Genomic DNA, 23,495 nt, shown 5'->3' with positions numbered 1-23,495 from the left:
TTTGAGTCCTTAATACTATGCAGTCATCTCTGGAACTCCAGCTCATCTACCTGTTTGTCCACCTGGTAAATGCCGGAAGTTTTTCTGCGGCGGCGCGTCAGTTGCAGATGCCAATAGCGACTGTCAGCCGCAAACTTGCACGACTGGAAGAACAACTTGATCAGCAGTTACTGATGCGCAGCACCCGTAAACTGCGCCTTACTGAAGAAGGACTGGCGTTATATCAGAAGTACCAAGAAGTGGTCGCGCAATTTGATGCGCTCAGCCACAGCGGTAGTCCGGAAAGACCGGAAGGAACCTTAAGACTGGCAGCGCCGATTTCCATCATTGCTAATCTGCTTATTGGTTGTCTCTCGGAGTTTTGCGAACTGTACCCAGATATCCAATTGCATATAGCGCAAAGCAATGAAGAGTTTGATCTAGTTGATAAAGCCATTGACGTAGCCATTGTTGGCGGCACCCAACCTGATTCCTCTTGGATCGCCTGCTCTCTGGGAGTATTGGACTATCGGATGGTGGCATCACCAGATTATCTGCGCCATGCTCCGGCATTACAGCATCCACAGCAGTTACATCGACATAAGATCATTAAAGCCTGGCCCTTTTTCAACTGGACGCTGCGGCATGCCAATGGTGATGCATTTTATTACGATGGACCGGCCAATCTGACGCTGACCGATCTCAATGGCGCCATTCGCGCGGCGGAACTTAGCGGAGGGATCCTCTACGGCCCAGAGCTGTTTGTAAAACAGCAGTTACGTGAAGGCAAACTGCAAATTCTGCTGCCAGAATGGCGTTGTGAAAAGCGGCGTATTTCGTTGTTGTATCATCAGCGCAGTCAACAACCGCTAAAAGTCCGACTATTTATTGAATTTATGCAATCCAGAGCCGACAAACTGTTTTCGATGAAAGACTGAGTATCAAAACATAAAACCCGTCGTAACTGACGGTTTTTATTTACAGGCTATCGCAGTAGCAGCGATAGCGATTTACAACTTGATACCGGCCTTGGCGAGATCTTTCGCTATCACAGTCCCTGGCAGTGGCACGTAGCCGTCTTTTTCCACTATCTGCTGCCCTTGTTTCGACAGGATATAACGCAGGAATTCACGCTGCATTGGTGGTAGTTCCTGATTAGGATGTTTATTCACATAAACATACAGATAACGTGACAACGGGTAGGTGCCGGTTGCTGCGTTTTCGGCAGTAGCAGGAATATATTCCTCACCCTTTTTCGAGATGGCAACAGCTTTCACACCGGCAGTTTTGTAACCAATACCGGAATACCCCACGGCGTTAAGCGACTGCGACACCGACTGCACAACAGAGGCGCTGCCTGGTTGCTCGTTGACACTGGGCTTAAAATCACCTTTGCACAGCGCGTGCTCTTTAAAGAAGCCATAGGTCCCGGACACTGAGTTACGGCCATATAGCTGAATATCCTTGGTCGCCCAATTTCCTTGCAACCCCACATCTCCCCAGCGAGTCAAATCAGCGGAACCGCATTTGTGCGTTGAGGAAAAAATACCATCTACCTGTTCCAGACTTAACCCTTTAATCGGATTGTCTTTATGAACAAATACCGCCAAAGCATCGATAGCGACACGGATACGAGTGGGCTTGTAGCCATAGTGCTTTTCGAAAGCTTCTTCTTCATTGGGCTTCATTGCGCGGCTCATGGGGCCAAACTGAGAAGTCCCTTCGGTCAATGCTGGAGGGGCAGTAGATGAACCCGCCGCTTGGATTTGCACATTGACGTTAGGATACATCTGCTTGAACCCTTCGGCCCACAGCGTCATCATGTTCGCCAGAGTATCGGAGCCAACCGATGAGAAATTACCGGAAACACCGCTGGTTTTTTCGTAGTCAGGCAACGCGGGGTCGACTGCAGCCATTGCAGTTGCAGAGAATAAACCGGCGGTCAGGGTCATCGCGCCTACAAGCTGTTTCAGTTTCATGATTTGCTCCAGTAAAGTGACGCCATAGTTATCTGCCGTCAGTATTGGTCAATACCGTGAAGATTCTATGATCATTTGATGACAGTTACATGACATAGACCGAGTTAAATGAAAGCTAAATAATCAATAAAATCAACAGCAAATAATTTTACCGACACTAATGACCATTATGAGGTCATTACCGTCGCTACTGTGCCAGCAAATGTTGCGGGATCACAAAGCTAAAAGTACTGCCCTTCCCCGGTTCACTCATCACCACTAACTCACTGTGATGATGGTTCAACGCGTGCTTCACAATGGCGAGACCAAGCCCAGAGCCCCCCGTTTGCCGCGACCGGGCATTATCAACGCGGTAAAATCGTTCCGTCAGACGGGTAATATGCTGCGGCGGAATACCAATACCGCTATCACGAACACTGAACATGGCACCAGTTGCCACTTTTTTCCAACTAATCTCTATGGTGCCACCGGGGTCAGTATAGCGAATTGCGTTGGATATCAGATTGGAACAAGCGCTGCGTAACTGCAGTTCATTACCATGCACATGCAGTTTGGTATCAAAGTCGAACGTCAGTTGATAACGCTCGCGCGACAAGGCTTCTGCCTCAGTGCGCAGCACCGCCAGCATTTTGTTCATATCAACCACGTTCTCTAGATTGATCTCTGCCGAATCCTCAATCCTTGATAACATCAGTAACTGTTCGACCATTGACTGCATCCGCCCGGTCTGCTGTTGCATCAGTTGCAATGCTTTGCGGTTAGGATCTTTGGCATCGGCCATGCTTTCCATCATTTCCAGATAGCCTTGCAACACTGTCAGTGGCGTCTTCAGTTCATGGGAAACGTTCGCTACAAATTCTTTGCGCATCCCTTCCAACTGCCTTACGCGGGTAATATCGCGAGCAATTAGCAGCAATTGGCGATCGCCGTAGGCCATTAAGCGCACTTCCAGCAAGCGTTTTTCTGACACCGGCGAGGACAGCTCTAACGGTTCCTGAAAACGGCCTTTTTTCAGATACGCGGAAAAATCCGGATGACGAATGAGGTTGTCAACGCGCTGCCCATTATCTTGAGGCCATACCAACCCCAGCATCAGTTGCGCTAACTTATTGCACCATAGAATATTCAGACTGGAATCAAGCACTACAGCCGCATCTGGCAGCGCTTCTGCACCTTGACGGAAACGGCCTAACAATCCGGCCAATTGACTGATACGTTTACGATTTTTTCCCTGGAGACGATAAATACCGTTAAACACCCCTTCCCAACTACCACTGCCCTGTGGTGGGGTCAGGCGCCGATCTTTCCATAACCAGTAATTAAGCCGCATCAGTTGCCGATAATGCCACGCCAGCATCAGAAAGGCGCCAATACACAACACCAGCAGCACGTGACCAAACACCAGCCCTAATAACAGGCAGCTCAACAGATACAGTACCAGTCTGGAGAACAGCCGATAGCCGGAGTATGCGTCAAACATAAAAGAAGGCCCTGAATTCAGGCAGATGGGGCACAAGATAGCGCAAAAACAGCGATGTGCCCATCCCGGAATATTCAGCTACGAGTGGAGAAGCGATAACCTGCACCACGCACAGTCTGGATCAAACCGTCGTGACCGGAGGGTTCAATGGCTTTGCGCAGGCGACGAATATGTACATCAACGGTACGGTCTTCCACATAAACGTTGGTGCCCCAGACATTGTCCAGTAACTGTTCGCGGCTATACACCCGTTCAGGATGTGTCATAAAGAAATGTAGCAAGCGGAACTCTGTTGGCCCCATGTCCAGCACCGACTCTCCCACAGAGACCCGATGGCTGACAGGATCCAATATCAACCCCTGCACTTCAATGGTGTCTTCCAAGCGAGTTGGCGCAGCCCGGCGCAATACAGCCTTGATACGCGCCACCAGCTCTTTCGGCGAAAAAGGCTTAGTAATGTAGTCATCGGCACCGACTTCCAGTCCTTTGACCTTATCTTCCTCTTCACCTCTGGCGGTCAGCATGATGATAGGAATTTTGCGGGTGAATTCATCCTGCTTTAGCGACTTCGCAAACTGAATGCCACTGCCACCTGGGAACATCCAGTCCAGCAAGATAAGGTCTGGATAGGGTTCCTTCAACAGTGCCATGGCTGAATCAAAGTCCTCGGCGCCGCTGGCAGCAAAGCCATGTTGTTCCATTACAAAGGTAAGCATCTCGCGGATCGCGAGCTCATCTTCGACAATCAAAATCCTTGCGGTCATAAGCGTTTCTGTCAGTGAATTAACACGCTGCTATTATTGGTCAGATTTGTGACAAAATTATGAAACAGTGTCACACAGCCCGGTTATTTGCCATTATTGTGTCATAAAAAACCGAAATAAAGATGGTCTTAGTGAAAAATGCCATAACATCATGGCTAAAAGCCGTCATTAATATCGTCAAAATGTCACAATAACATTGGCAAAAAAAAGCCAGTCTTATGACTGGCTCATGCACGATCGTTAATCTTAGAACTTGTGTTCCAGACCAACGCCGAAGTATTTATCATCATCCGCTTCGTTATCCATTGAGCGGCTGGTGTAGAAAGCAAACAGCTTAGTTGGTTTAGCCAGCTTGTAGTCAGCGCCTACTGACCAGGAATCGCCAGTATCTTCCATATCCTGATACTGTGCTTTTAAGGTCACTTCCTTGATATCGTACGCCGCACTTACCAAATAACCATTGGTGCTGTCGTTGTCACCTTCAGATTTTTCCTGAGTCTGGTACATACCGCCCAGTTTGAAATCCCCCAGTTTTGCCTGAACAGACGCACGCAAAACATCATAGCCCTTGACTTTAGAGTCATAAGCAATGGCTGCATATATCGGTGTTTTCTTGAGGCTGGCATCGCCATACATCAAAGCAGAAGAGAAGCCATTGTCGCCAGCCTGAGCGCTATCAGCATCAGCCGCATAAGTCGCGCCAAAGCGGAAATCGCCCATTGACGGACTCAGATAAGTCACAGTCTGTGCCATACGGTTGTCACCCTTGAACAGGGATTTCAGGTCACCGGACAAATCGTTGAACTGATCCACACCACCCTGAGAGTTCTTCAGCATGGTATCGTTACGACCAACAGAGATAGCACCAAAGTTGCCTTTCAAACCGACAAACTGATTACGTGCGTTAAAGTTGTTGCTGCTGCTACTATCTGTGGCAACTTCATACTCAACGGTGTAGAAAGCTGACAGTGAATTACCGAGGTCATAATCACCTTTAACGCCAAAGCGAGAGGCGTTGCTCTGTACCGAAGTCACAGAGTCTTTACCGTTCTCGTCGTTGTTCTGAACAGTCACGTTCAGTTTACCGTAAACGGTCAACGGATCAGCCGCATGTGCAGAGGCAACAGAGGCAGCAGCGATGGCAGAAGCGAGTAGGGTTTTGCAAAATGCGTTCATCATTGTTTCCTTTCGACGTTCTCTCGTCTTGGTTATTGGTTTGGAACGAGCGCAAGTGTGCAATGAGCTTGTTGCAGTTTTATTTCATTTTTTTCGCGGCTGTGTGACAACGATTTGGCAACATAGTTGGCGCGCCTAAAAATCCTTTAACGGCGGGGTTTGTCAGGATTATCCGAGCTTTATGACAATTTGGTTAAATCTGTTTTGCCTGAGGAACTCTGTGCTACTGCTATGGTTTACCCTCTGGTCAGGATGGCTTACACTGCGGCTTTATTTTTATTAGAGCCGTGGTTATGTGGTTTAAAAATCTCACCCTGTATCGTTTCAACAAACCGTTCGCCATCACCGTCGAAGCATTGGAGCAAGCGCTTGCCGGTTACCCGTTTTCGCCATGTTCCAGCCAAGACATTAGCAAATTTGGTTTTAGCAACGCACTGGGCAAGCTAGGGCAAACGTTGGTGCATGCGGCTAATAACAGTTATCTAATCTGCGCCACCAAAGAAGAAAAGATTCTGCCGTCACAAGTGATCCGCGAAGCGCTGGACGAGCAAGTAGCCAAGTTAGAAGATCAGGAACAGCGCAAGATTACCAAAAAAGAAAAAGAGTCGCTAAAAGAAGATATTACCAGCACTTTATTGCCCAGAGCCTTCTCGCGCCGCAGCCAGATCCATGCGCTGCTGTTGCCGGAACAGCAATTGTTACTGGTAGACAGTTCCAGTGCCAATAAAGCAGAAGAGTTGCTAGCACTGTTACGCAAAGCGGTAGGCTCACTGCCAGTAGTCCCTGTGAGTGTCAAAACCCCAATTGAAGTACAACTGACAGAATGGCTGAAACAAGGTCATGCTCCGGCACCTTTTGAAATTCAGGATGAAGCAGAGCTGAAGTCTGCCAGTGATGAAGGTGGCATCGTCAGATTCAAGCAACAAGATCTTGCCGAAGAAGAAGTGCTGGCGCACCTCGAAACCGGGAAACAGGTGCACAAACTGGCACTACATTTTGAGCAATCAATTGCGTTTGTATTACAGTCTGATGCCAGCGTAAAACGTCTAAAATTTGCGGAAGAGTTCCGTGCACAAACCGATGATGTCGCGGGAGAAGATCCCGCCGCTAAAGCCGATGCCGACTTTGCGCTGATGAGTAATGAACTGTTAGCGCTCGTGCTAGGGTTAGTCAATGCCCTCGGTGGCTTGGACGATGCAGCACTGTAAGTAGTCATCCACAAAAAAGGCGCCTTGAGCGCCTTTTTCTTGGACGGCGAATCAGCAATCAGTTCTTGAAGTTGCCTTTATTATCAAATGGCCAATCGATTCCCAACCAGGCCTTGAAAAAAGCTTTTTGACGTCCAGAGGCCCCTTTTACGGGCTGCAATTGCAGCTTTCCTGACGCTTGTTGTCCCAGCACCACCTGACGGGTTACCAACGTGTCATTGCTGAACAGCGTCAGGGTTATTGTCTCTCCTGCCTGAAAATCATTTAGTCGCTTACTAAAACCTTCCGCCGTCAGCTTGATCCCGTTCAACGCCAGCAGTTCATCACCCGCATCAAGCCCTGCTTGCCAAGCGGGACTATTACGCGCAACCCGGCTCAGCGTTAGGCTGTCACCTAAAGTAACGCCGATATAGGGCTGCATTTTGCTGTCATTGCCATAACTCAGTTGCAATCCGGCCTGCGCCAGTAATGCGGCAAAATCTAGGCTCAATGGTGCGTCGATATGCTGCTGCCACCAATCATGATAGTCACGGCCAGTCAGTTGCTGCAGGATCTGCTGTACGTCTGCAACATCGTAGCCTTTGGGTACGCGATAATCTCGATATAACCGCCGATGCACATCCCGATAAGAAGCTTTAAGCTCGGTGTCATGCAATAGCGAAAAATCCAGCGCCAGCGACGCCATATAACCTTCCGAATAGATATTCACGCTATTATTGACGGCATAATCACCACCACGACTGGTCCACTGATTCAGGCTGGCGGCTGCCACAGACTGCACCTCGCGGCCAGGTGTGTGCTGATTGGCATCTATGCGTTTTGCCAGATCGTCCAAAAACTCTTTAGGTGTTATCACGCCTGCACGCAGCAACAACTGGTTCTGGAAATAACTGGTAGAACCTTCAGCAATCCACAATAACGGCGTCATGTTTTCCTGCTGATAGCGATAGGGCACCATCGCATCAGGGCGGTAAGCTTTAACATTCCAGGTATGAATAAACTCATGTGCCGCCGTGCTGACAAAACGCAGGTAATCGTTGCGCTCGCGAAAATTAAACCGCGGCAACTGAATAACCGTCGAGTTGATATGCTCAGTGGCGCCACGAGCACCATTGGTGGCATGCACCATAAACACGTAGTTATCGAAAGGATAGCCATCCCAAATCGCCTGTGAGGCCGCTGTGACCTTTTTTAAGTCACCCACTATCTGCTCTAGGTTGTAGTTTCCTGTTCCCCATACCACCAATTGATAACGCTTGCCATCAGCGTCAAAGCTGCGTTGCTGGCTGATGCCGGTTTCAATAGGAGAGTCCACCAGCACATCATAGTTTGCAGCGCTAAACTGTTGTGGTCCCAGACGCGTCATACCGGAAAAGCTCTGCCAACCTGCAGGCACAGTCAATGCCACCTGTACCGATTCTTGACGCAAATTTGGACTGTACATCAAGGTGCCACTGGCATCCAAAAATGCATGGGTTGCATCGATATGTCGCACGCGCTGCCCAAGTTCATTGGCATACAGCTGATAAGAGATGGTGACAGCGGTCGGCTGTTCGAGATTTATCTGCCATTCGCCAACGTCAGTTCGCTGCCAGGATAGCGCTTTACCGGCAGCATCTCGCGCTTCAAAATGCCGCACCCCGTCCGCTAGAGGTAATACTTGATAACGACCGGTACGCCAGATAGGTAAATTCAGTTGCAGCACGTTACCTTCCGTCGCCGGAAATAATGCCCGCACATTGGCCGTATGATGTTCTGGAGAAGATATATCTATCTGATACTGCACCTCTGCTGCGGCCTGAGACACGCTTCCCAATGCCAGCAACGAGGTTAACGACAGCATTGACAAACTGCTGATTTTCACTCGTAATTCCATCCCAATTTACTGATACTATCCAAGCTGCCGAGTATATCAAGGGATGGTGGCTGACTCAGCAGTTCCACATAAAAGCTAACAATTAAAATGCCCTTTACGTTTAGAGGCCGGTGACATGCGTTTTTGGACCGCAGCTTTGCTGCTTTTTATGGTGAGCTGGATACCGCCAGTATCAGCTGAAGATGCCGATGCAACAGAGATAGCCCTGCGGGAAACACCCCAGGCGCTCTACGAACGCACCATCGCGAACTATCCGGAAGATTTGCAGTTCAGTTCACAGGCGCAATTACAGCAACAAGCCAAGGCATTGCGACTGGATCCACAACAACTCATCGACAACATGATGTTGTTAGTGCGCTTGAACCTGGACATTCAGGTTAAAAAGACTCACAAACAGACAACCGCGCGGCAGTTACTTGACCAGTTGCAACTTGTGGTACAAAGCGATTACGAAAAGGCAGCGTTACTGAACCTTGAAGGACGCTACCAGGGACGGGTTAAACAGGACTACAACACCACGATTGCATTGGATAATCAAGCATTGTCGCTGCTGCAGGATAATAATGACCCGCGCGCCTTAATCCTCAAATTTGTGATTTATGAAGATCTGGGGACCGTCAATCTGATGACCAAGAAAAGCCAGGCCGCGCTCAATAATCTGACGCAACTGCGGGAAGTGGCTTATCGGCTGCGCAGTGATTACCTGTTAGCCGAAGCCGAAACCAAGCTGGGTAAATTTTTTCGCGCGCAGGATAAACTGAACCAAGCCTTGCAGCATTACACCGAAGCCTATCGACTGGCATCCAAAACCAATAAACCCTATCAGAAGGCAATATTGCAACTCAATTTGGCCAAGCTCTATCGGGATCTTGAACAGTGGGACGACGCCCTGAACTATACTCAGCAGGCCATCGATTCCTTTAAAAAGCTGAATTTTGATGCTTATCTGTCCAGCAGCATGACGGTGATTGCCACTGTGTATGCAAAACAAGGACAGTGGAATAAGGCCATTGATTATTACCTCAACGCCCAGCAAATAGATGCCCGACAGCAAAACTTTACTGCACAAGGGTTGAATTTTCACAACCTCGGTGAAGCCTACTTCAAACTGGGTAACACCGAGAATGCCTTAGATTATCTGCATCAGGCCAACAAGATATTTCGTGAACGCCACAGTAATCATTATCTTGTTTATAACGAACTGCTGATCGCCCAAGTAGCAAATGCCAATCACACATGGGAGTTGGTGTTGGATCATGCACAAAAAGCCGAAGCGTTGGCACAGCAACTGAAACTTGATGCTGAACTTGCTGAAGCACTCGGTTACCAGATTAACGCCTATAAAGCCAAAGGCGACGATAAAGCCGTGGTAGCCTTGCAAGACAGACTATTAGCACTTAAGCAGTCCCAAATAGAACAGCGACAAACGCAGCAACAGGGCCACAACAGTGGTGAAATTAACGTGCAACAACTGACGCTTAAAGTGACACAGTTACAGCAACAAAACCGTCGCCAACAAGAGATGCTCAATACTCGCGATTACTTTGTCGCGGCGACACTGCTGTTATCCGTGCTTATCGGCAGTTATTGCTTGTATCTATTGCACGCTAAAAACCAGCGAAAACGTCAGCTTGAAATAGCGCAACAACTCAATAGCACTGACCCACTGACCTCATTGCCGGGTTTTCGCGATTTCTGTTCAAAGATGCACCACCATAGCTCCGCCCTGGCATTACTGGCGGTAAGACATGACTTGAATGCAGACCTTATGCGCGGACATTATCAGACAAGCCGCCAGCAGCAAATCCTACAGCATAAGCTACACCACCTAACAAAAGCACAAGTGTACAGTATCCGTCCAGGGCTCTATGGACTGATATTTAATGAACAGATTAATGCCAAGGAACTACAACAACGACTCGGTGAACTGACGTTAGATAAACAACCGGTACTGACCGATTTTGGCTTTATCCCGCAACCCTTGCTAGCCGATACCGATGTACAACTGCCAGCAGAAATTTTATATGAGACCCTGCAACTGGCATTGGCCGCCAGTTTGAGCCTGACCTCAGACGAAAGTCATTACGTGGCATTGTCAGTGTTGGATTTCACGCCTTCTGGGATCTTTACTAATCCCTTGTATCTGCAATTGGAAAAAAGCATCGAACGTGGTTTTATTCGGGTGGAAACCAACGCAAACAAGAGTGAGATCCAATGGCCAATCCCCGTAATGAGCATCGTATCAGAGTATCGTGATGTTATTTGATCAACCTGTCAAAACTAAAGCTGTAGGTATATTAGATCATTTGCAGACGCAATGGTTTGCGATAACATTAGCAAAGAACAAAGCGCTGTAGCACAGTGCTAGCAGAACAAGCCGTATTTCCAATGCCTGGGGAACTCAACAGGAATGAATGATGACAGTTCGACCGTGTCACAAATTGGTCTGTTGAAGCAGAAATTACAGGCCACTAAAACGGCATTGGAAGAGATAAACGAAGACCGTAACAGCAAGCTGATGGCGCTGTCGCAGTTCATTACCCAGATGAGCCTAGCCTGCAAGGGTCATAATCTCGAACTAGACAATAAGCTTGCCAAGCTGCGCGTCAACATAGGCAATTTTGAGCATCTGGATGAAGTACTGCCTGAGTTGCCAGAAATCGAGCGCTTGTTGAAAAGTCAGTATCATATAATCACCACTAAACTGGAACAGGGACGCACTGGCCTGACAAATTTTAGTCGGGAATTACTGCGCGTTAATAATCTTCCAGAAAAGCTCTCACGGGAGATCAGTATCTTCCGTCAAGAACTGAGCAAACCGTTTCACAGTATCTGGGAATACATTCCTAGAGTTGAACAACTCATTGGTTACTACGAACAGGTACTACTAAAGAGGCAACAAGGGGAAGCGCTAGAGATCCTGCCCATCCATCGGCAGCTCTCCCAAGAACTGGCACAGTTAATTTCTGATATTGAATTTCCCAAGTCGCAACGTGAACAGGTACTGCTGCTCAAAGAGAGACTTTCCAGCGAAACACTGCAGGTTGAAGAGTTGCTGGGTACCTATCAGACCATCCTCCGGCTGCTGTTGGAAAACATTGCGCGCGAAAAATCCGCATCGCAGGAGTTTCTGCAAACACTGAATGACGCACTCACCTCGGTGAGAGACATCGTCAGCGAATCATTCAGCCAAACCCAGCAAAGCCAGCAGTTAAAACAACAGCTGAATCTAGAGATAAATAGCCAAGTTGACAACGTGCTTGGCAGCATTGACGAAATTGATGAGCTGTTACAGCTTAAGCAAAAAATCACCGAGCACATGAGTGCACTTCAGAACAGCCTTGCCCGTAAGGAAGCTCTTGAGCAGCGGGAAGTGGCCTTACTGCAGAAATCTGTCAACACACTGCGTAAAGAGTTGGCGGAGTTGTCAGCGGAAACCCTATCTTATAAAGAGCGTTTGTTTGAGCAGCAAAAAATCAATCAGCTTGATAGCCTGACTCAACTCCCCAATCGGGCCGCGCTGGATGAACGCATGGAACAGGAGTTCCGTCGAATTCAACACAATGAAAGTGCACTGTGGATAGCGATAGCTGACATCGACCATTTCAAGTCAATCAACGATAGTTTTGGTCACAGTACCGGCGACAAAACCCTGCAGGTTATTGCCATGGCACTGAAAAACTCTTTGCGTGATACTGAATTTGTGGCCCGTTATGGTGGTGAAGAGTTTGTACTGCTGATCCCGGATGTTTCAACCAAAGACATCACCCAATTATTAAACCGGGTCCGTGAAAAAATTAAAAATATTCCGTTTAAATTTAAAAATCAGCGGATTACGGTTACATTATCTATCGGTGCAGCACAAGTACTCAATGGCGAGCATATTCTGGACACCTTTGAGCGTGCTGATGCCGCACTCTATAAAGCCAAACACGAAAGCCGAGACCGGGTCATTATCGACTAATCTTCATGAGGCCAGTCCGGCACAGGAGTCATGATGATTGTCAAAGTAAATCCCAGGGGCAGTATGGATCAACTGTCGCAACTGGAAGTCGATTTTCTCAAGCAAAGTGCCCAAAGTGAACTTTACCAGCTCTATCGCAACTGTTCTTTGGCTGTGTTGGCCTCAGGCTCAGAAACCGACGATGCCCGCGCCCTCTTCAAACAGTTTGACGATTTTGACATTAACGTCGTCCGCCGTGAACGCGGAGTAAAACTGGAACTCCATAACCCCCCCGCCTGCGCGTTTGTTGATGACCAGATTATCGTCGGCATTCAGGAACACCTGTTTGCGGTACTGCGCGATATCATTTATGTCAGCAACAAATACAGCCATGTGACTCATTTGGATTTCAATAATCCCAACCATATCACTAATGTGGTCTTTGACATTCTGCGCAATGCGCGGGTAATTTCGCCCATGCAAGAACCTAACGTGGTGGTGTGTTGGGGTGGGCACAGCATCAGTGAATACGAATACAAATACACCAAAGAAGTTGGTTATCAGTTGGGGCTGCGCAAGCTGGACATCTGCACTGGCTGTGGTCCAGGTGCCATGAAAGGGCCAATGAAAGGTGCGGCTATCGGTCATGCAAAACAGCGTATCCATGATGCGCGTTATATTGGGCTCACTGAACCTGGGATCATTGCGGCTGAGCCGCCAAACCAGATTGTTAATGAACTGGTGATTATGCCGGATATCGAAAAACGGCTGGAAGCCTTTGTGCGCATGGGGCACGGCATCGTTATCTTCCCAGGAGGCCCGGGTACAGCGGAAGAGCTGCTGTATCTGCTGGGTATTCTGCTAAATGAGCAAAACAAGGATATTCCGTTTCCACTGGTGCTGACAGGCCCAGCAGGCAGTGCCGAATATTTTGCTGAGCTTGATGCCTTTATCGGTGCCTCGCTTGGACAGGAAGCACAAAGTCGTTACCGCATCATTATTGATGATCCAGAGGAAACCGCACGGGTAATGCGTTTGGGGATGGAGAAGGTCAAAGCCCATCGCAAGCTCACCGGTGATGCTTATCAGTATCAATGGGGTCTGAAAATCGACGCAGACTTTCAACTGCCCTTTGTCCCCACCCATGAAGCGATGGAAAACCTCGACCTGCATTTCCAGCAAGATAAAGCCCGGCTGGCGGCCAACCTGCGTAAGGCTTTTTCTGGCATTGTGGCCGGTAATGTCAAAAAGGACACCATTCTCAACATTGAACAACATGGCCCGTTTTCCCTCAGTGGCGATGCTAAGCTGATGTCGATGATAGACAAGTTGCTCAACGCCTTTGTAAGGCAAGGCAGAATGAAGTTACCCGGCAGTACCTATGTTCCCTGTTATCGGGTTTGTCAATGAATCGATTGTTGATCATTGACGGTATGAATCTAGTGCGCCGCTTGTATGCGGCGCAACCAGATGAACAGGATCTGGCCGGGCTGGCACAACGCAGTATCAGTGCCTGTCGCAAATTATGCCTGCATCACCAACCTACCCATCTGGTCATTGTCTGGGATGGTGACCAAGAATCCTGGCGTAAACAGTTGTATCCAGATTACAAGAAAGGCCGCAAACCCATGCCGCAACTGCTTGCTGACTACATGCCACAATTAAAGCAACTATTGGCCGCCGAAGGCATGGCATCCGTCAACGCTGCATCGGAAGCCGATGACGTGATAGCCACGCTTGCCAGTAAAGTCTGTCAGCATGGCGGCGAAGCCGTGATTGTCTCAACCGATAAAGGCTTCAGCCAGCTACAGTTTAAAGGGTTGCAACAGTGGGATCATTTCAGTAATGCCTGGCTGGATATCGCAGCAATAGAGCAAAAACTTGGGATCAACCGCCGCCAGTTACTGGATTTTATGGCGCTTAGTGGTGACAGTGGCAATCGTATTCCAGGGATCCCGGGGATCGGGCCGAAATCTGCTGCGGAATTGTTGAAAAGTTTCCGTTCGCTGGCCAACATCTATAATGCACTTGATAAACTGGGTAGCAAGCAAGCTGAGAAACTGCGCAACGGTTACGAAATGGCACGGCTCAGTTATCGCCTAGCCAAGCTGCGCACAGATTTGGATTTACACATCAATCTCAGTGATTATCGCTGGCAGCCACAATAGCAGTTGCGATAAATAATGACTTACAAATCGACGAGTTACTTGTGAGAACTTGCGGTGTTTGATGATAAAGCTGTTATGTAAAAGCATTTAAGGAAGGCAAATGAAAAGCAAAATCCCGGTGGTCATCGGCACCTTGTTTCTGGCTTATATCGCTTTTGTGGCAGTGGTGGTCTTAGTCTACAAACCCAACCCGGAAGATATGAGTTGGGAAGATCGCCAAGCATATAATCAAGGGAAGCTGACAGAGCTTAAACTCGGACAGAGCGGGGAAAGCGTAGTGGAAATGCTCGGTCATCCCGATTTTAGTGAAGCCAAGCTCAGCCAGGGACAAACGCTAAACGTCTTGTTTTATCGCACTCATCAGACAAAGTCTGATGGCGTCACCACCAAAGATGAATGTACGCCGCTGCTATTTCGCAATGATCAACTCATCGCTTGGGGCGATGACACCTATCAGCAATATCTGCAGCAAGTGACAGACACCGAACCTCAACCCGTCAGGGATACTGCCGCAACGGCGACTAAGCCAGTAGACAGCCACTAGTCTTACGCGTTATAGCCAAACCAGCAAAAAGGGGCCAATCGCGCCCCTTTACTCATCTCACCTTAATCTTCTGATGCTGGCTCGCGGTAAGCTTCTCCAGAGATCATCCACGGCGGTGCTTGACGGCCTTTTAAGTAGTGATCAAAGAACTGTTTCATTCTGATCGTGTAATCCAGCTTATTGGGATACTTTTTCAGATGATGTGGCTCGTCCTCATATTGCAACATAATCACATCCTTACCAGCTCGCCGCATCGCCATATAGAGTTCAATGCCCTGCTCCCACGGTACCGCATCGTCACGATCACCAAACATGATCAGCAACGGCGTATGAATACGTTCAACGTAAAATACCGGCGAATTTTCGATATACTTTTGTGGAGCCTGCATCAGACTCTCGCCGATACGGCTTTGCCCAGTTTCATACTGGAACTGACGCGCCAACCCAGTCCCCAGACGGATACCACTGTAAGCACTGGTCATGTTGCTCACCGGTGCCCCGGCAACGGCAGCTTTAAAGATATTGGTCTGGGTAATATCAAATGCTGTCTGGTAACCGCTCCAGGAATGCCCTTGTAAACCGATAGCATCAGGATCAGCAATGCCCAGTTCAATCAGCTTTTGTACTCCTGCAGTCAATGCTTTTACCGAGCTAATACCGGGATAACCCACCTCAAAACGGATATCCGGCAGAAATATCACGTAATCATCTGCCGCATACCAAGCAAAATTGGGGCGGTGATTGATCTTCATATCCGGGAATGCAAACAGTCGGTCACTCATAAAACGATAGTAATAAACCAGCACCGGATAGCGTTTGCCAGGCTGATAATGGGGTGGTTTTATCACCACGCCGTCCATCTCCCGGCCATCACCATCTCGCCAATGCACCAGTTCCGCCTTACCCCAAGGCAGTTGTTGCCGTTGCTTATCCAGTGTGGTCTGTTGTTTAGCACGCTCGGGATGCAGCACTTCCGCCGTATAAAGATCGGGGTACAAATCATAACGCTGTTGGCTGAAAACGAAGGTATTCGTATTATTAGCTCGCGCTAATACCTCAAGCTTTACTGGCGCGTCCAATAGTACTTTTACACCGGCCTTACCGATTTCTGCCCGGTAAAAAGCGTCGGCTTTTGTCCGCTCACTGTATCCTTGCAACAACACTGACTCACCATCTGTTACCGTGGGTAAGAATGCGGCATCAGGCTGTGCCAGTGCTTCAATGCGAAAACTCCGTCGCTGCTTGCGCCCCTCCCCGGCCGTCAACATGAAGCCGTGGTGGCTGGTGGTATCAAATTGCCAGATATCATATTTGTCATACACCAAAATCGCCGAGTCATCGGCCAACCAAGGGCCGAAACCGTAACCGGGGGCCGCCGAAGGATAGTCATGATCTTCATTCGCAAACGGCGTTTTAATATTGCCACTCAACAGTGATTTCCGGCCATCGGCAATGTCATACAGATAAATTTGCCCACGCTGATACCACGCCAGATATTTACCGGAGGGCGAATAAGTCGGCTCACTGTCGCTCGGCTGTTGCGCCAGTACCTGGGTCTTATGGCCGGTATTGATATCCACCAGATAGAAATCTCGGAAGAAACCGGCCCAGGTAATCATTTTGCGATAGGGAATGTCTGAGCTCGCGAGCAAGAAACGCTTATGCTCCGTCAGTTGCACATCCGGCACCTGAGTATCAGCTAACTGCACCACACTGCCCGATGATAAGTGCAACACCGCCAGATATGTCCGCTGCTGCTCTTTAGCGTATTGTTTGATTTCATTGGGCTTAATCAGCGGATCATCACCATGCCATATATTCAAGCCACGCTGCCCCGTAATGACCTGCTCACTGTAAAGATCCGCTTCCTGAGTTACCTTAGGCACATGAAACTGCTGGCTGATCTGCGGCACTCGTCCGAAAAACAACCGCTGACCATCCGCTGAGAAATTCAGTTTACTGTAGTGATTCAACCACCAGCCATCGGCGCTTTTTTCAGCATTCTGAATTGCTGAAAATTTTCCGGTTTCCAGACTATAAAGCGCTAAACGGTACGGGCGCTCAGCGGCCACTATCGCCGCATTTCCGGCGGTGTATGCCAAATGCGAGGCGTCACGGCTAAGTGCCACTGCGCCAACCTGCTCAGATTTGTTGTCGACTAGCTCCGCCTGTTTGAAACTGTCCAATCGCAGCAATATTAATTTATGCAACTCATTGGCAGTGTCATTCTGTGCCAACGTCAGGTAACGACTGTCATATGAGAATGTCCAATCGGTAATATCTGCAAAATGCTGCGACTTGCCAGTGGTCAGATTCACGACTGTAAACGGACTGCCAGCGTCTTCCTTCGCCGTTTTCTTGCTGACTTTTGTGCTGGCAGTTTCCGCCGCATTGTCGTCACTATGTTGGTCGGCCTTATCGTCTTGAGCCTCGTCTTTATCAAACCACAATGCCAGAAACTTGCCGTCCTCAGAAAACACCTGCGCTTTTACCCGCTCAAAGTGCTGCACTGCGCCAGTTTGATTATCCAGTAGCAACACACCAGACTTCAGCTTCTTACGCGCTTTGGCGGTGGATTTTTCCACAGCAAGCAATGCTGGCTTGACAGTAAACAGGGTGAAGCGACCATCATGACTGATGATAGGATCTGAGCCACCAGCAGCGCTAAACTGCTGCCCGTCACTCAGACGTTTTACAAAGCCCTGACTATCACCACGATCAGGCGCCGTACTGTAGGCCAAAATCTGGCCCTGCGGGTCTAGCACTTGTTCAGTAATCGACTGGAAATGCATAATATTTTCCAGCGAAAGTGTCTTTTGGGGTTGCGCCTGTAGGGCTCCCGGCAGCATTGCTACCAGCAGCAACGAAGCAAAAGTCGAAAATTTCAAGGTAATCCTCATTCTTGAAATGGCAACAGGTCTCAATGGTGTCCACTCATGAGATATCGCCTTGTGAAAATTTTGTAATGTTTAGCCTACATAAAAAGGCCTAGGTTTGCTCACTAATTTCCTGTGAAAAGTGTTTAAAAGTGTTTAGAATAAAGGAGATCTATATCACATAATTTTCTGACACTAACCGTGTTCACCACACGGTTGTTTATTCGCCTAAATGCTAACCCGTGGAAGGATTCTCCATGTCAAAAAGAACCATTACCGTGATCCCCGGCGACGGGATCGGTCCAAGTATTATTGAATCAGCACTACAGATTTTAGATAAAGCGGGATGTGATTTTGAATATGAATTTGCCGATGCAGGTTTAACGGCACTGGAAAAACAAGGTGAGTTGTTACCACAGCGAACTTTAGATCTTATCGAAAAAAACCGCATCACCCTCAAAGGCCCGTTAACCACACCTGTCGGCGAAGGTTTCACCTCCATCAATGTCACCCTGCGTAAGAAATTCAGCCTCTATGCTAATGTGCGTCCCGTCCTTTCATTCAAAGGCACAAAGGCGCGTTATCAGAATATCGATATCATTACCGTGCGTGAAAATACCGAAGGGATGTACTCCGGTTACGGCCAGAAAGTCTCTGAAGATGGCAGCACCGCCGAAGCGACCAGTATTATTACCCGTCAAGGCGCTGAACAGATCACCACTTTTGCTTATGAATTGGCGCGTAAAGAAGGCCGCAAAAAAGTGACGATTGTGCATAAAGCCAATATCATGAAATCCACATCTGGCCTGTTTTTAAAAACCGCCCGTGAAGTCAGCCAGCGTTATCCAGATATCATCACGGAAGAGATGATTGTGGATGCCACCTGCATGAAGCTGGTGATGAATCCAGAAAACTTCGATGTCATTGTCACCACCAACCTGTTTGGTGACATTCTGTCGGACCTGTGTGCAGGCTTGGTGGGTGGATTAGGGATGGCTCCTGGTGCCAATATTGGTAAAAATGCGGCTATTTTTGAAGCGGTACACGGGAGTGCCCCAGATATTGCTGGTAAGAATCTGGCAAACCCAACCTCAGTCATCCTAGCATCGGTGCAGATGTTAGAATATTTGGGAATGTCAGATAAAGCCGCCAAAATCCGCAATGCCGTTGCCGCAGTGATTGCCGAAGGTGACCGAACTACTCACGATTTAGGCGGTAGCCACGGCACCACCGACTTTACTCAAGCGGTGCTGGATCGCCTGTAAGACTCAAACAACATTTAAGAAGGGACCATCACAGGTCCCTTTTTTATGGAATATCGCCAGCAACTTGATCTCGCAGGCATAGACGCTCAAGATAAATACAGCAGATATCAATGCTGGAGGGCAACGTGTTTAAAGCCAGTCTTGCCAATCTTAGAGGCAGCAAACAAACGGTGCTTGAAAAGGAAATTGCCAAGGAGCAATCAACCGCACTGGGCAAAGCAGGTCGCCGTTTAAAAGCAGCGTTAGAGGCTTACGAGGCGGATAAAACCAGTCAATTCCGCCGTCATATCGAGGAGTGGCATATCCAGCAACTCACAGAAGCTGTCTATGCGTTGATGGTCACCCGCGAATTTCTAGGGTTTGTCGATTGCAATCTGGAATGGATCTGCCAGCAATATCCGTTGCCACAGGCCGTACTCAAGAATCTAGCACCGGCCAACCAGCTAGAGTATCTGCAGCAGGAGTGGCATTACCGTTAGCCCGCCTGCTGCAGAAATCTCAAAGATGGCTGCCTGGACGTAAACACAGATGTACCGTCACTTCATCGCGATCATGGTAAAGGTGTTTACAACGTAACTGAAATTGGTGCAAACCATTCTGCTGCAGGACATCCGCCATCCGCCTAAGAATGGTGGTCACTTCTTTATAGCGGCTTTTCATGGGCAATTTCAGGTTGAAAATAGCTTCATGAAACCAGCCATTGATGGCCCATTGCTCTATCAATTCGGCAACTCGGGATGGTTTTTCCACCATATCGCACACCAACCAGTAAATATTTTTGCGCTTAGGTTCAAAGCGAAACCCATCTTCCCGATAATGCGTCACCTGTCCGCTTTGCATCAAGCTATCGGCCATTGGGCCATTGTCTACCGCCGCCACGAACATGCCACGGCGTACGAGTTGATATGTCCAACCGCCGGGACAAGCCCCCAGATCTACCGCATTCATGCCACTGTGTAAGCGAGTTTCCTGTTCGTGTGGCGCGATAAAGTGATTAAAGGCTTCATCCAGCTTAAGGGTGGAGCGACTCGGAGCTGCTGATGGAAACTTCAGCCGCGGAATGCCCATAAAAAATGGTGAGTTGTTGTTACTGTAAGAATAACCGGCATAGGCTTTAGTACCGCCCAGAAAGCACACATGCACAATAGGACGCCGCGCATTCTCATTCGCCAGTAACACCCCATGCTGCTTCAGTGCAGCCCGCAACGGCACCGTAAATTTGCGGCAAAAGGTTAGCAATTCCTTGGCTTCATTGGTATCGGGGGTTTCGACCCGCAGCTCGCCGCCGTTTTCCAGAGAAGACAAGGCATTAATCAGCGGTGTAACCCGATCATCAACGGGTAAATCACTTAACAGCTCGCTGCAAACAAACATCTGCCGGGCAAAAATCAAGGTATCTAGCGGCAGTTCACGCGCCAATCGATCGGCATCACCTTCGGTAAAACACTGGAATACTACATAGGCATCATTTGCCGCTGCTTTTACAAAACCTGCCACGCCTACCTCAGCAGCGCGATCCTGAATTTCTGCAGCACACTCTTTCTCATAACCCGCACGACAGAACAAAAACAGATTGTTCATTGATAATCCTGTAACCAGCCTTTCAGCAAAGGCGCCAAGTATACCAGAACTTGGCGTTACAGATCGTCGGTACGATGACGCCACATAGAGGAGGCCAACAGAGCCCACCCAAGTAAGAAACAGAAACCACCAAACGGCGTGATCATCCCCAGCATCTTCACGCCGGAAAAGGCGTACAAATAAAGCGAACCGGAGAACAGAATGATACCAGCGATAAACAGCCACGCCGCCCAGTTCAGCAAAGGGGATTTAACCCAATGCCCGGCCAACGCTACGGCAATGAGCGCAAAGGTATGGTAAAACTGATACTCAACCCCCACGTCAAAAATTTTTATCAATTCTGGGGTAGTGACCGCTTTCAAGCCGTGTGCGGCAAAAGCCCCCAGTGCCACAGCTAGAAAACCACTGATAGCGGCTAACATAAACAGGCCTTTTTTCATACCAAACTCCTGATATATGACAGTGATCTACTGATCACTGAAGTAAAATTTTCTTCAAGCGTCACGCTAGCACTTTTCCTTGGCTGAAAACTGTGGTCGCCATCGCTAACCCATTGCAGTTGCACCGATGCCGGGAGAGACCACTGTTGCAGTTGCCGCCGATCACCAAAGCTGTCGCGTTCACCTTGGTAAATCATCACTGGCAAACGACAAGCCTGTAATGCGGCCAATCGCGGCGCAGTCTTTCCTTTGGGTAGAAACGGGTAGCCAAGACAGACAATACCACGGACGATTTCGGGCAAAATATCTGCAGCCAGCATGGTAGCGATGCGGCCGCCCATCGACTTTCCCATCAGTATGATGTGAGCAGGTTGCAATAGTTCGATTGCCAGTTGCAGTTGTTGCTGAAAATCTGCTAGCAATTCTGGCGCGCGATTCGGCGGACGGCGAGTACCATGCAGTTGCCGTTGTTGCATATAAGGAAAGTTAAAACGCACAACATCAACGCCGCCAACAGCCATCCCTTGGGCAATGGTCGCCATGAACGCATGCTGCATGTTGGCACCGGCACCATGGGCAAACAACACCAAGGTGTTACTCGCAATGCGGCTTTTATCAACGCACCAGTTATCCGGGTAACAACTCACTACGGGATTCCTCAGCAAACATGTCCAGCATCCATTCGCGGAAGGCCACAATCTTGCCTAACTCCGCATGTTTTTGCTGACACACCAGATAATAGGCATCTTTGCTGACGAGGACTTCCTGAAACGGACAAACCAGCCGTCCAGCGAGAATATCAGGGCGCGCTAGTACGCTATATCCCAGCGCCACCCCTTGACCGTGAGCCGCCGCTTGCAACACTAACGAGGAATGACTGAATATCGGCCCCTGATTAACATTGATATCGGTGACACCGCATTGGCGAAACCATGCCTGCCAGTCATGACGGCTCATATCATGCAGCAAGGTATGAAACTTGAGATCAGCCGGTTTTTCCAGCGGCTTGGGACCTTTCAACAATAGAGGTGAACACACAGGAATTAATACTTCATTACGCAGCTTATCGGCCCGCAAACCAGGCCAGTTACCTTGGCCGTAATAAATAGCGACATCAACATCATCCGACAGCGAGTCGGTAGAACTATCAACCGCTTTGATACGCACATCAATGTCAGGATTCTTCTCGCTGAATTTGGCTAAACGCGGCACCAGCCACTGAATAGCGAAACTAGGAGGCATGCTAACGGTAAGTGAACCGATGGCACTACGGGCCAGTAGCCGGTCAGTTGCATCGGCTAGCTGTCCAAAAATATCTTTTATTTCAAGAAAATAACTCTGCCCCTCTTCGGTCAGCAGCAACGAGCGGTTCTTACGCCGAAAAAGTTTCAAGCCGAGAAAGTCTTCCAGCGCTTTGATCTGATGACTAACCGCCGCTTGTGTCACAAACAGCTCTTCTGCGGCTCGGGTAAAACTGAGGTGGCGAGCAGCCGCTTCAAACGCTTTTACCGCATTGAGCGGAGGAAGTCGCTTAGACATGAGCATCCATTCCAATTTTATAATTAGTTTTTCTAATCCGTATTGTTACATTTAATCATGTAAAAGCGCCAGCAGTTTTATATGGCACAGGTTAAATCTGCTAGCAATAGCGGCTTTTTGCCACAACGGCGGCAAAATGATTGGTTTGCACCAATGTTGCAAAAATAAACGTTAATGCCGAGTTTGGATTGCAGAGGTATTGGGAATATCGATTGGGCGCCACCAAGCGCATGTTACATTCGTATATTCNGAGGCTCTCGCCTACCGCTCCACGATGAGTTCCGCGCCGGAATATCCTCAAAAAGCCCAAAGCATTTGACTGCTGTTTTTATTATCAGGTTTTACTCCGGTGGTACTACCGTTTTCGTCATCTTCACTCTATTCATGCAAACGCTGGTTGCAGCTTTGCTGCGTTAAATTGTTCTTTCGTTCTCAACACTGACCACACGATTCTCGCAAGCTTGTTTGCCAACGCCACACACGCCACATTGAATGGCTTGGTTGCTCTGAGCTTTATCAGCCATTCGCCAAACACCGCCCCGTCTTCTCGGGTCTCGCTAAAATCGCCCGCGCACCGTGAATGAATAACGTGCGTAGATGCTTGTTGCCTCGCTTACTTATCCCGAGTAATCGGGGTTTTCCTCCGGTGGAATGTTGATGAGGCACTAACCCTAGCC

19 protein-coding genes and 1 pseudogene are annotated in these 23,495 nt (G+C 48.7%); 9 read left to right on the top strand and 11 right to left on the bottom strand.

The window, feature by feature from the left end; translation table 11 throughout:
• Nucleotides 1-17: 17 nt before the first annotated feature.
• On the top strand, nt 18-917 hold the full coding sequence (locus IE064_RS16700; RefSeq protein WP_189618834.1) for a LysR family transcriptional regulator: 900 nt from the start codon (nt 18-20) through the stop codon (nt 915-917).
• Nucleotides 918-989: 72 nt separating this feature from the next.
• On the opposite strand, the gene IE064_RS16695 is transcribed toward IE064_RS16700, so the two are convergent.
• The 4 genes from IE064_RS16695 to IE064_RS16680 form a co-directional block, all read right to left on the bottom strand.
• Complete coding sequence (locus IE064_RS16695; RefSeq protein ID WP_133038146.1) at nt 990-1,958, bottom strand: PstS family phosphate ABC transporter substrate-binding protein; 969 nt, start codon at nt 1,956-1,958, stop codon at nt 990-992.
• Nucleotides 1,959-2,145: 187 nt separating this feature from the next.
• Nucleotides 2,146-3,438, bottom strand: coding sequence for a phosphate regulon sensor histidine kinase PhoR (phoR, locus tag IE064_RS16690; RefSeq protein ID WP_189618833.1), 1,293 nt, complete (start codon nt 3,436-3,438; stop codon nt 2,146-2,148).
• A 74-nt stretch (nt 3,439-3,512) separates the two neighbouring features.
• Nucleotides 3,513-4,202, bottom strand: coding sequence for a phosphate regulon transcriptional regulator PhoB (gene phoB, locus IE064_RS16685; RefSeq protein ID WP_133038144.1), 690 nt, complete (start codon nt 4,200-4,202; stop codon nt 3,513-3,515).
• Nucleotides 4,203-4,448: 246 nt separating this feature from the next.
• Nucleotides 4,449-5,381: a porin gene (locus tag IE064_RS16680; protein WP_189618832.1), complete on the bottom strand. Its 933-nt coding sequence runs from the start codon at nt 5,379-5,381 to the stop codon at nt 4,449-4,451.
• Between the two features lie 290 nt (nt 5,382-5,671).
• Between IE064_RS16680 and rdgC the strand changes: the two genes are divergently transcribed.
• Nucleotides 5,672-6,586 carry a recombination-associated protein RdgC gene (rdgC, locus tag IE064_RS16675; protein WP_189618831.1) on the top strand — a complete coding sequence of 305 codons (915 nt, stop codon included), beginning with the start codon at nt 5,672-5,674 and terminating at the stop codon, nt 6,584-6,586.
• 58 nt (nt 6,587-6,644) lie between these two features.
• Here the strand turns inward: rdgC and IE064_RS16670 are convergent, their stop codons facing one another.
• Entirely contained in the window at nt 6,645-8,450 is a 1,806-nt protein-coding gene (locus IE064_RS16670) for a M61 family metallopeptidase (protein ID WP_189618830.1), read from the bottom strand.
• A gap of 127 nt (nt 8,451-8,577) precedes the next feature.
• Here IE064_RS16670 and IE064_RS16665 point away from each other — a divergent pair, with 127 nt between their 5' ends.
• The 5 genes from IE064_RS16665 to IE064_RS16645 all read left to right on the top strand — a co-directional run bounded on the left by IE064_RS16665 (nt 8,578) and on the right by IE064_RS16645 (nt 15,117).
• Nucleotides 8,578-10,728, top strand: a complete 2,151-nt coding sequence (locus IE064_RS16665; RefSeq protein ID WP_189618829.1) for a tetratricopeptide repeat protein — start codon at nt 8,578-8,580, stop codon at nt 10,726-10,728.
• Between the two features lie 144 nt (nt 10,729-10,872).
• A complete protein-coding gene (locus IE064_RS16660) occupies nt 10,873-12,426 on the top strand; it encodes a GGDEF domain-containing protein (protein WP_189618828.1) in 1,554 nt (517 codons plus the stop codon).
• Nucleotides 12,427-12,459: 33 nt separating this feature from the next.
• Nucleotides 12,460-13,815, top strand: a complete 1,356-nt coding sequence (ppnN, locus tag IE064_RS16655; RefSeq protein WP_189618827.1) for a nucleotide 5'-monophosphate nucleosidase PpnN — start codon at nt 12,460-12,462, stop codon at nt 13,813-13,815.
• Complete coding sequence (xni, locus tag IE064_RS16650) at nt 13,812-14,573, top strand: flap endonuclease Xni (RefSeq protein WP_189618826.1); 762 nt, start codon at nt 13,812-13,814, stop codon at nt 14,571-14,573. The genes ppnN and xni overlap by 4 nt, the downstream gene beginning before the upstream one ends.
• 100 nt (nt 14,574-14,673) lie before the next feature.
• A complete protein-coding gene (locus tag IE064_RS16645; protein ID WP_189618825.1) occupies nt 14,674-15,117 on the top strand; it encodes a DUF3192 domain-containing protein in 444 nt (147 codons plus the stop codon).
• 62 nt (nt 15,118-15,179) lie between these two features.
• Here IE064_RS16645 and IE064_RS16640 read toward each other — a convergent pair whose 3' ends face one another.
• Nucleotides 15,180-18,005, bottom strand: a complete 2,826-nt coding sequence (locus IE064_RS16640; protein ID WP_373295289.1) for a S9 family peptidase — start codon at nt 18,003-18,005, stop codon at nt 15,180-15,182.
• Nucleotides 18,006-18,250: 245 nt separating this feature from the next.
• Here IE064_RS16640 and IE064_RS16635 point away from each other — a divergent pair, with 245 nt between their 5' ends.
• A complete protein-coding gene (locus tag IE064_RS16635; RefSeq protein ID WP_189618823.1) occupies nt 18,251-19,258 on the top strand; it encodes an isocitrate dehydrogenase in 1,008 nt (335 codons plus the stop codon).
• Nucleotides 19,259-19,368: 110 nt separating this feature from the next.
• Nucleotides 19,369-19,737, top strand: coding sequence for a hypothetical protein (locus IE064_RS16630; protein WP_189618822.1), 369 nt, complete (start codon nt 19,369-19,371; stop codon nt 19,735-19,737).
• Between the two features lie 19 nt (nt 19,738-19,756).
• Here the strand turns inward: IE064_RS16630 and rlmM are convergent, their stop codons facing one another.
• The 5 genes and pseudogenes from rlmM to IE064_RS18190 all read right to left on the bottom strand — a co-directional run.
• Complete coding sequence (rlmM, locus tag IE064_RS16625; RefSeq protein WP_189618821.1) at nt 19,757-20,839, bottom strand: 23S rRNA (cytidine(2498)-2'-O)-methyltransferase RlmM; 1,083 nt, start codon at nt 20,837-20,839, stop codon at nt 19,757-19,759.
• A gap of 56 nt (nt 20,840-20,895) precedes the next feature.
• Nucleotides 20,896-21,279 (bottom strand): DUF423 domain-containing protein, encoded by a 384-nt coding sequence (locus tag IE064_RS16620; protein WP_189618820.1) that lies wholly within the window; start codon nt 21,277-21,279, stop codon nt 20,896-20,898.
• On the bottom strand, nt 21,276-21,926 hold the full coding sequence (locus IE064_RS16615; RefSeq protein ID WP_189618819.1) for an alpha/beta fold hydrolase: 651 nt from the start codon (nt 21,924-21,926) through the stop codon (nt 21,276-21,278). Before IE064_RS16615 ends, IE064_RS16620 begins: the two co-directional genes overlap by 4 nt.
• Entirely contained in the window at nt 21,907-22,818 is a 912-nt protein-coding gene (locus IE064_RS16610; RefSeq protein WP_133038130.1) for a transcriptional regulator GcvA, read from the bottom strand. Before IE064_RS16610 ends, IE064_RS16615 begins: the two co-directional genes overlap by 20 nt.
• Nucleotides 22,819-23,200: 382 nt before the next feature.
• A pseudogene (locus IE064_RS18190) lies at nt 23,201-23,495 on the bottom strand (transposase); the annotation flags it as partial.

Source organism: Shewanella fodinae (genome assembly GCF_014651955.1).
Classification (GTDB): Bacteria; Pseudomonadota; Gammaproteobacteria; order Enterobacterales; family Shewanellaceae; genus Shewanella; species Shewanella fodinae.
This window is presented reverse-complemented; position numbering and strand designations above follow the sequence as displayed.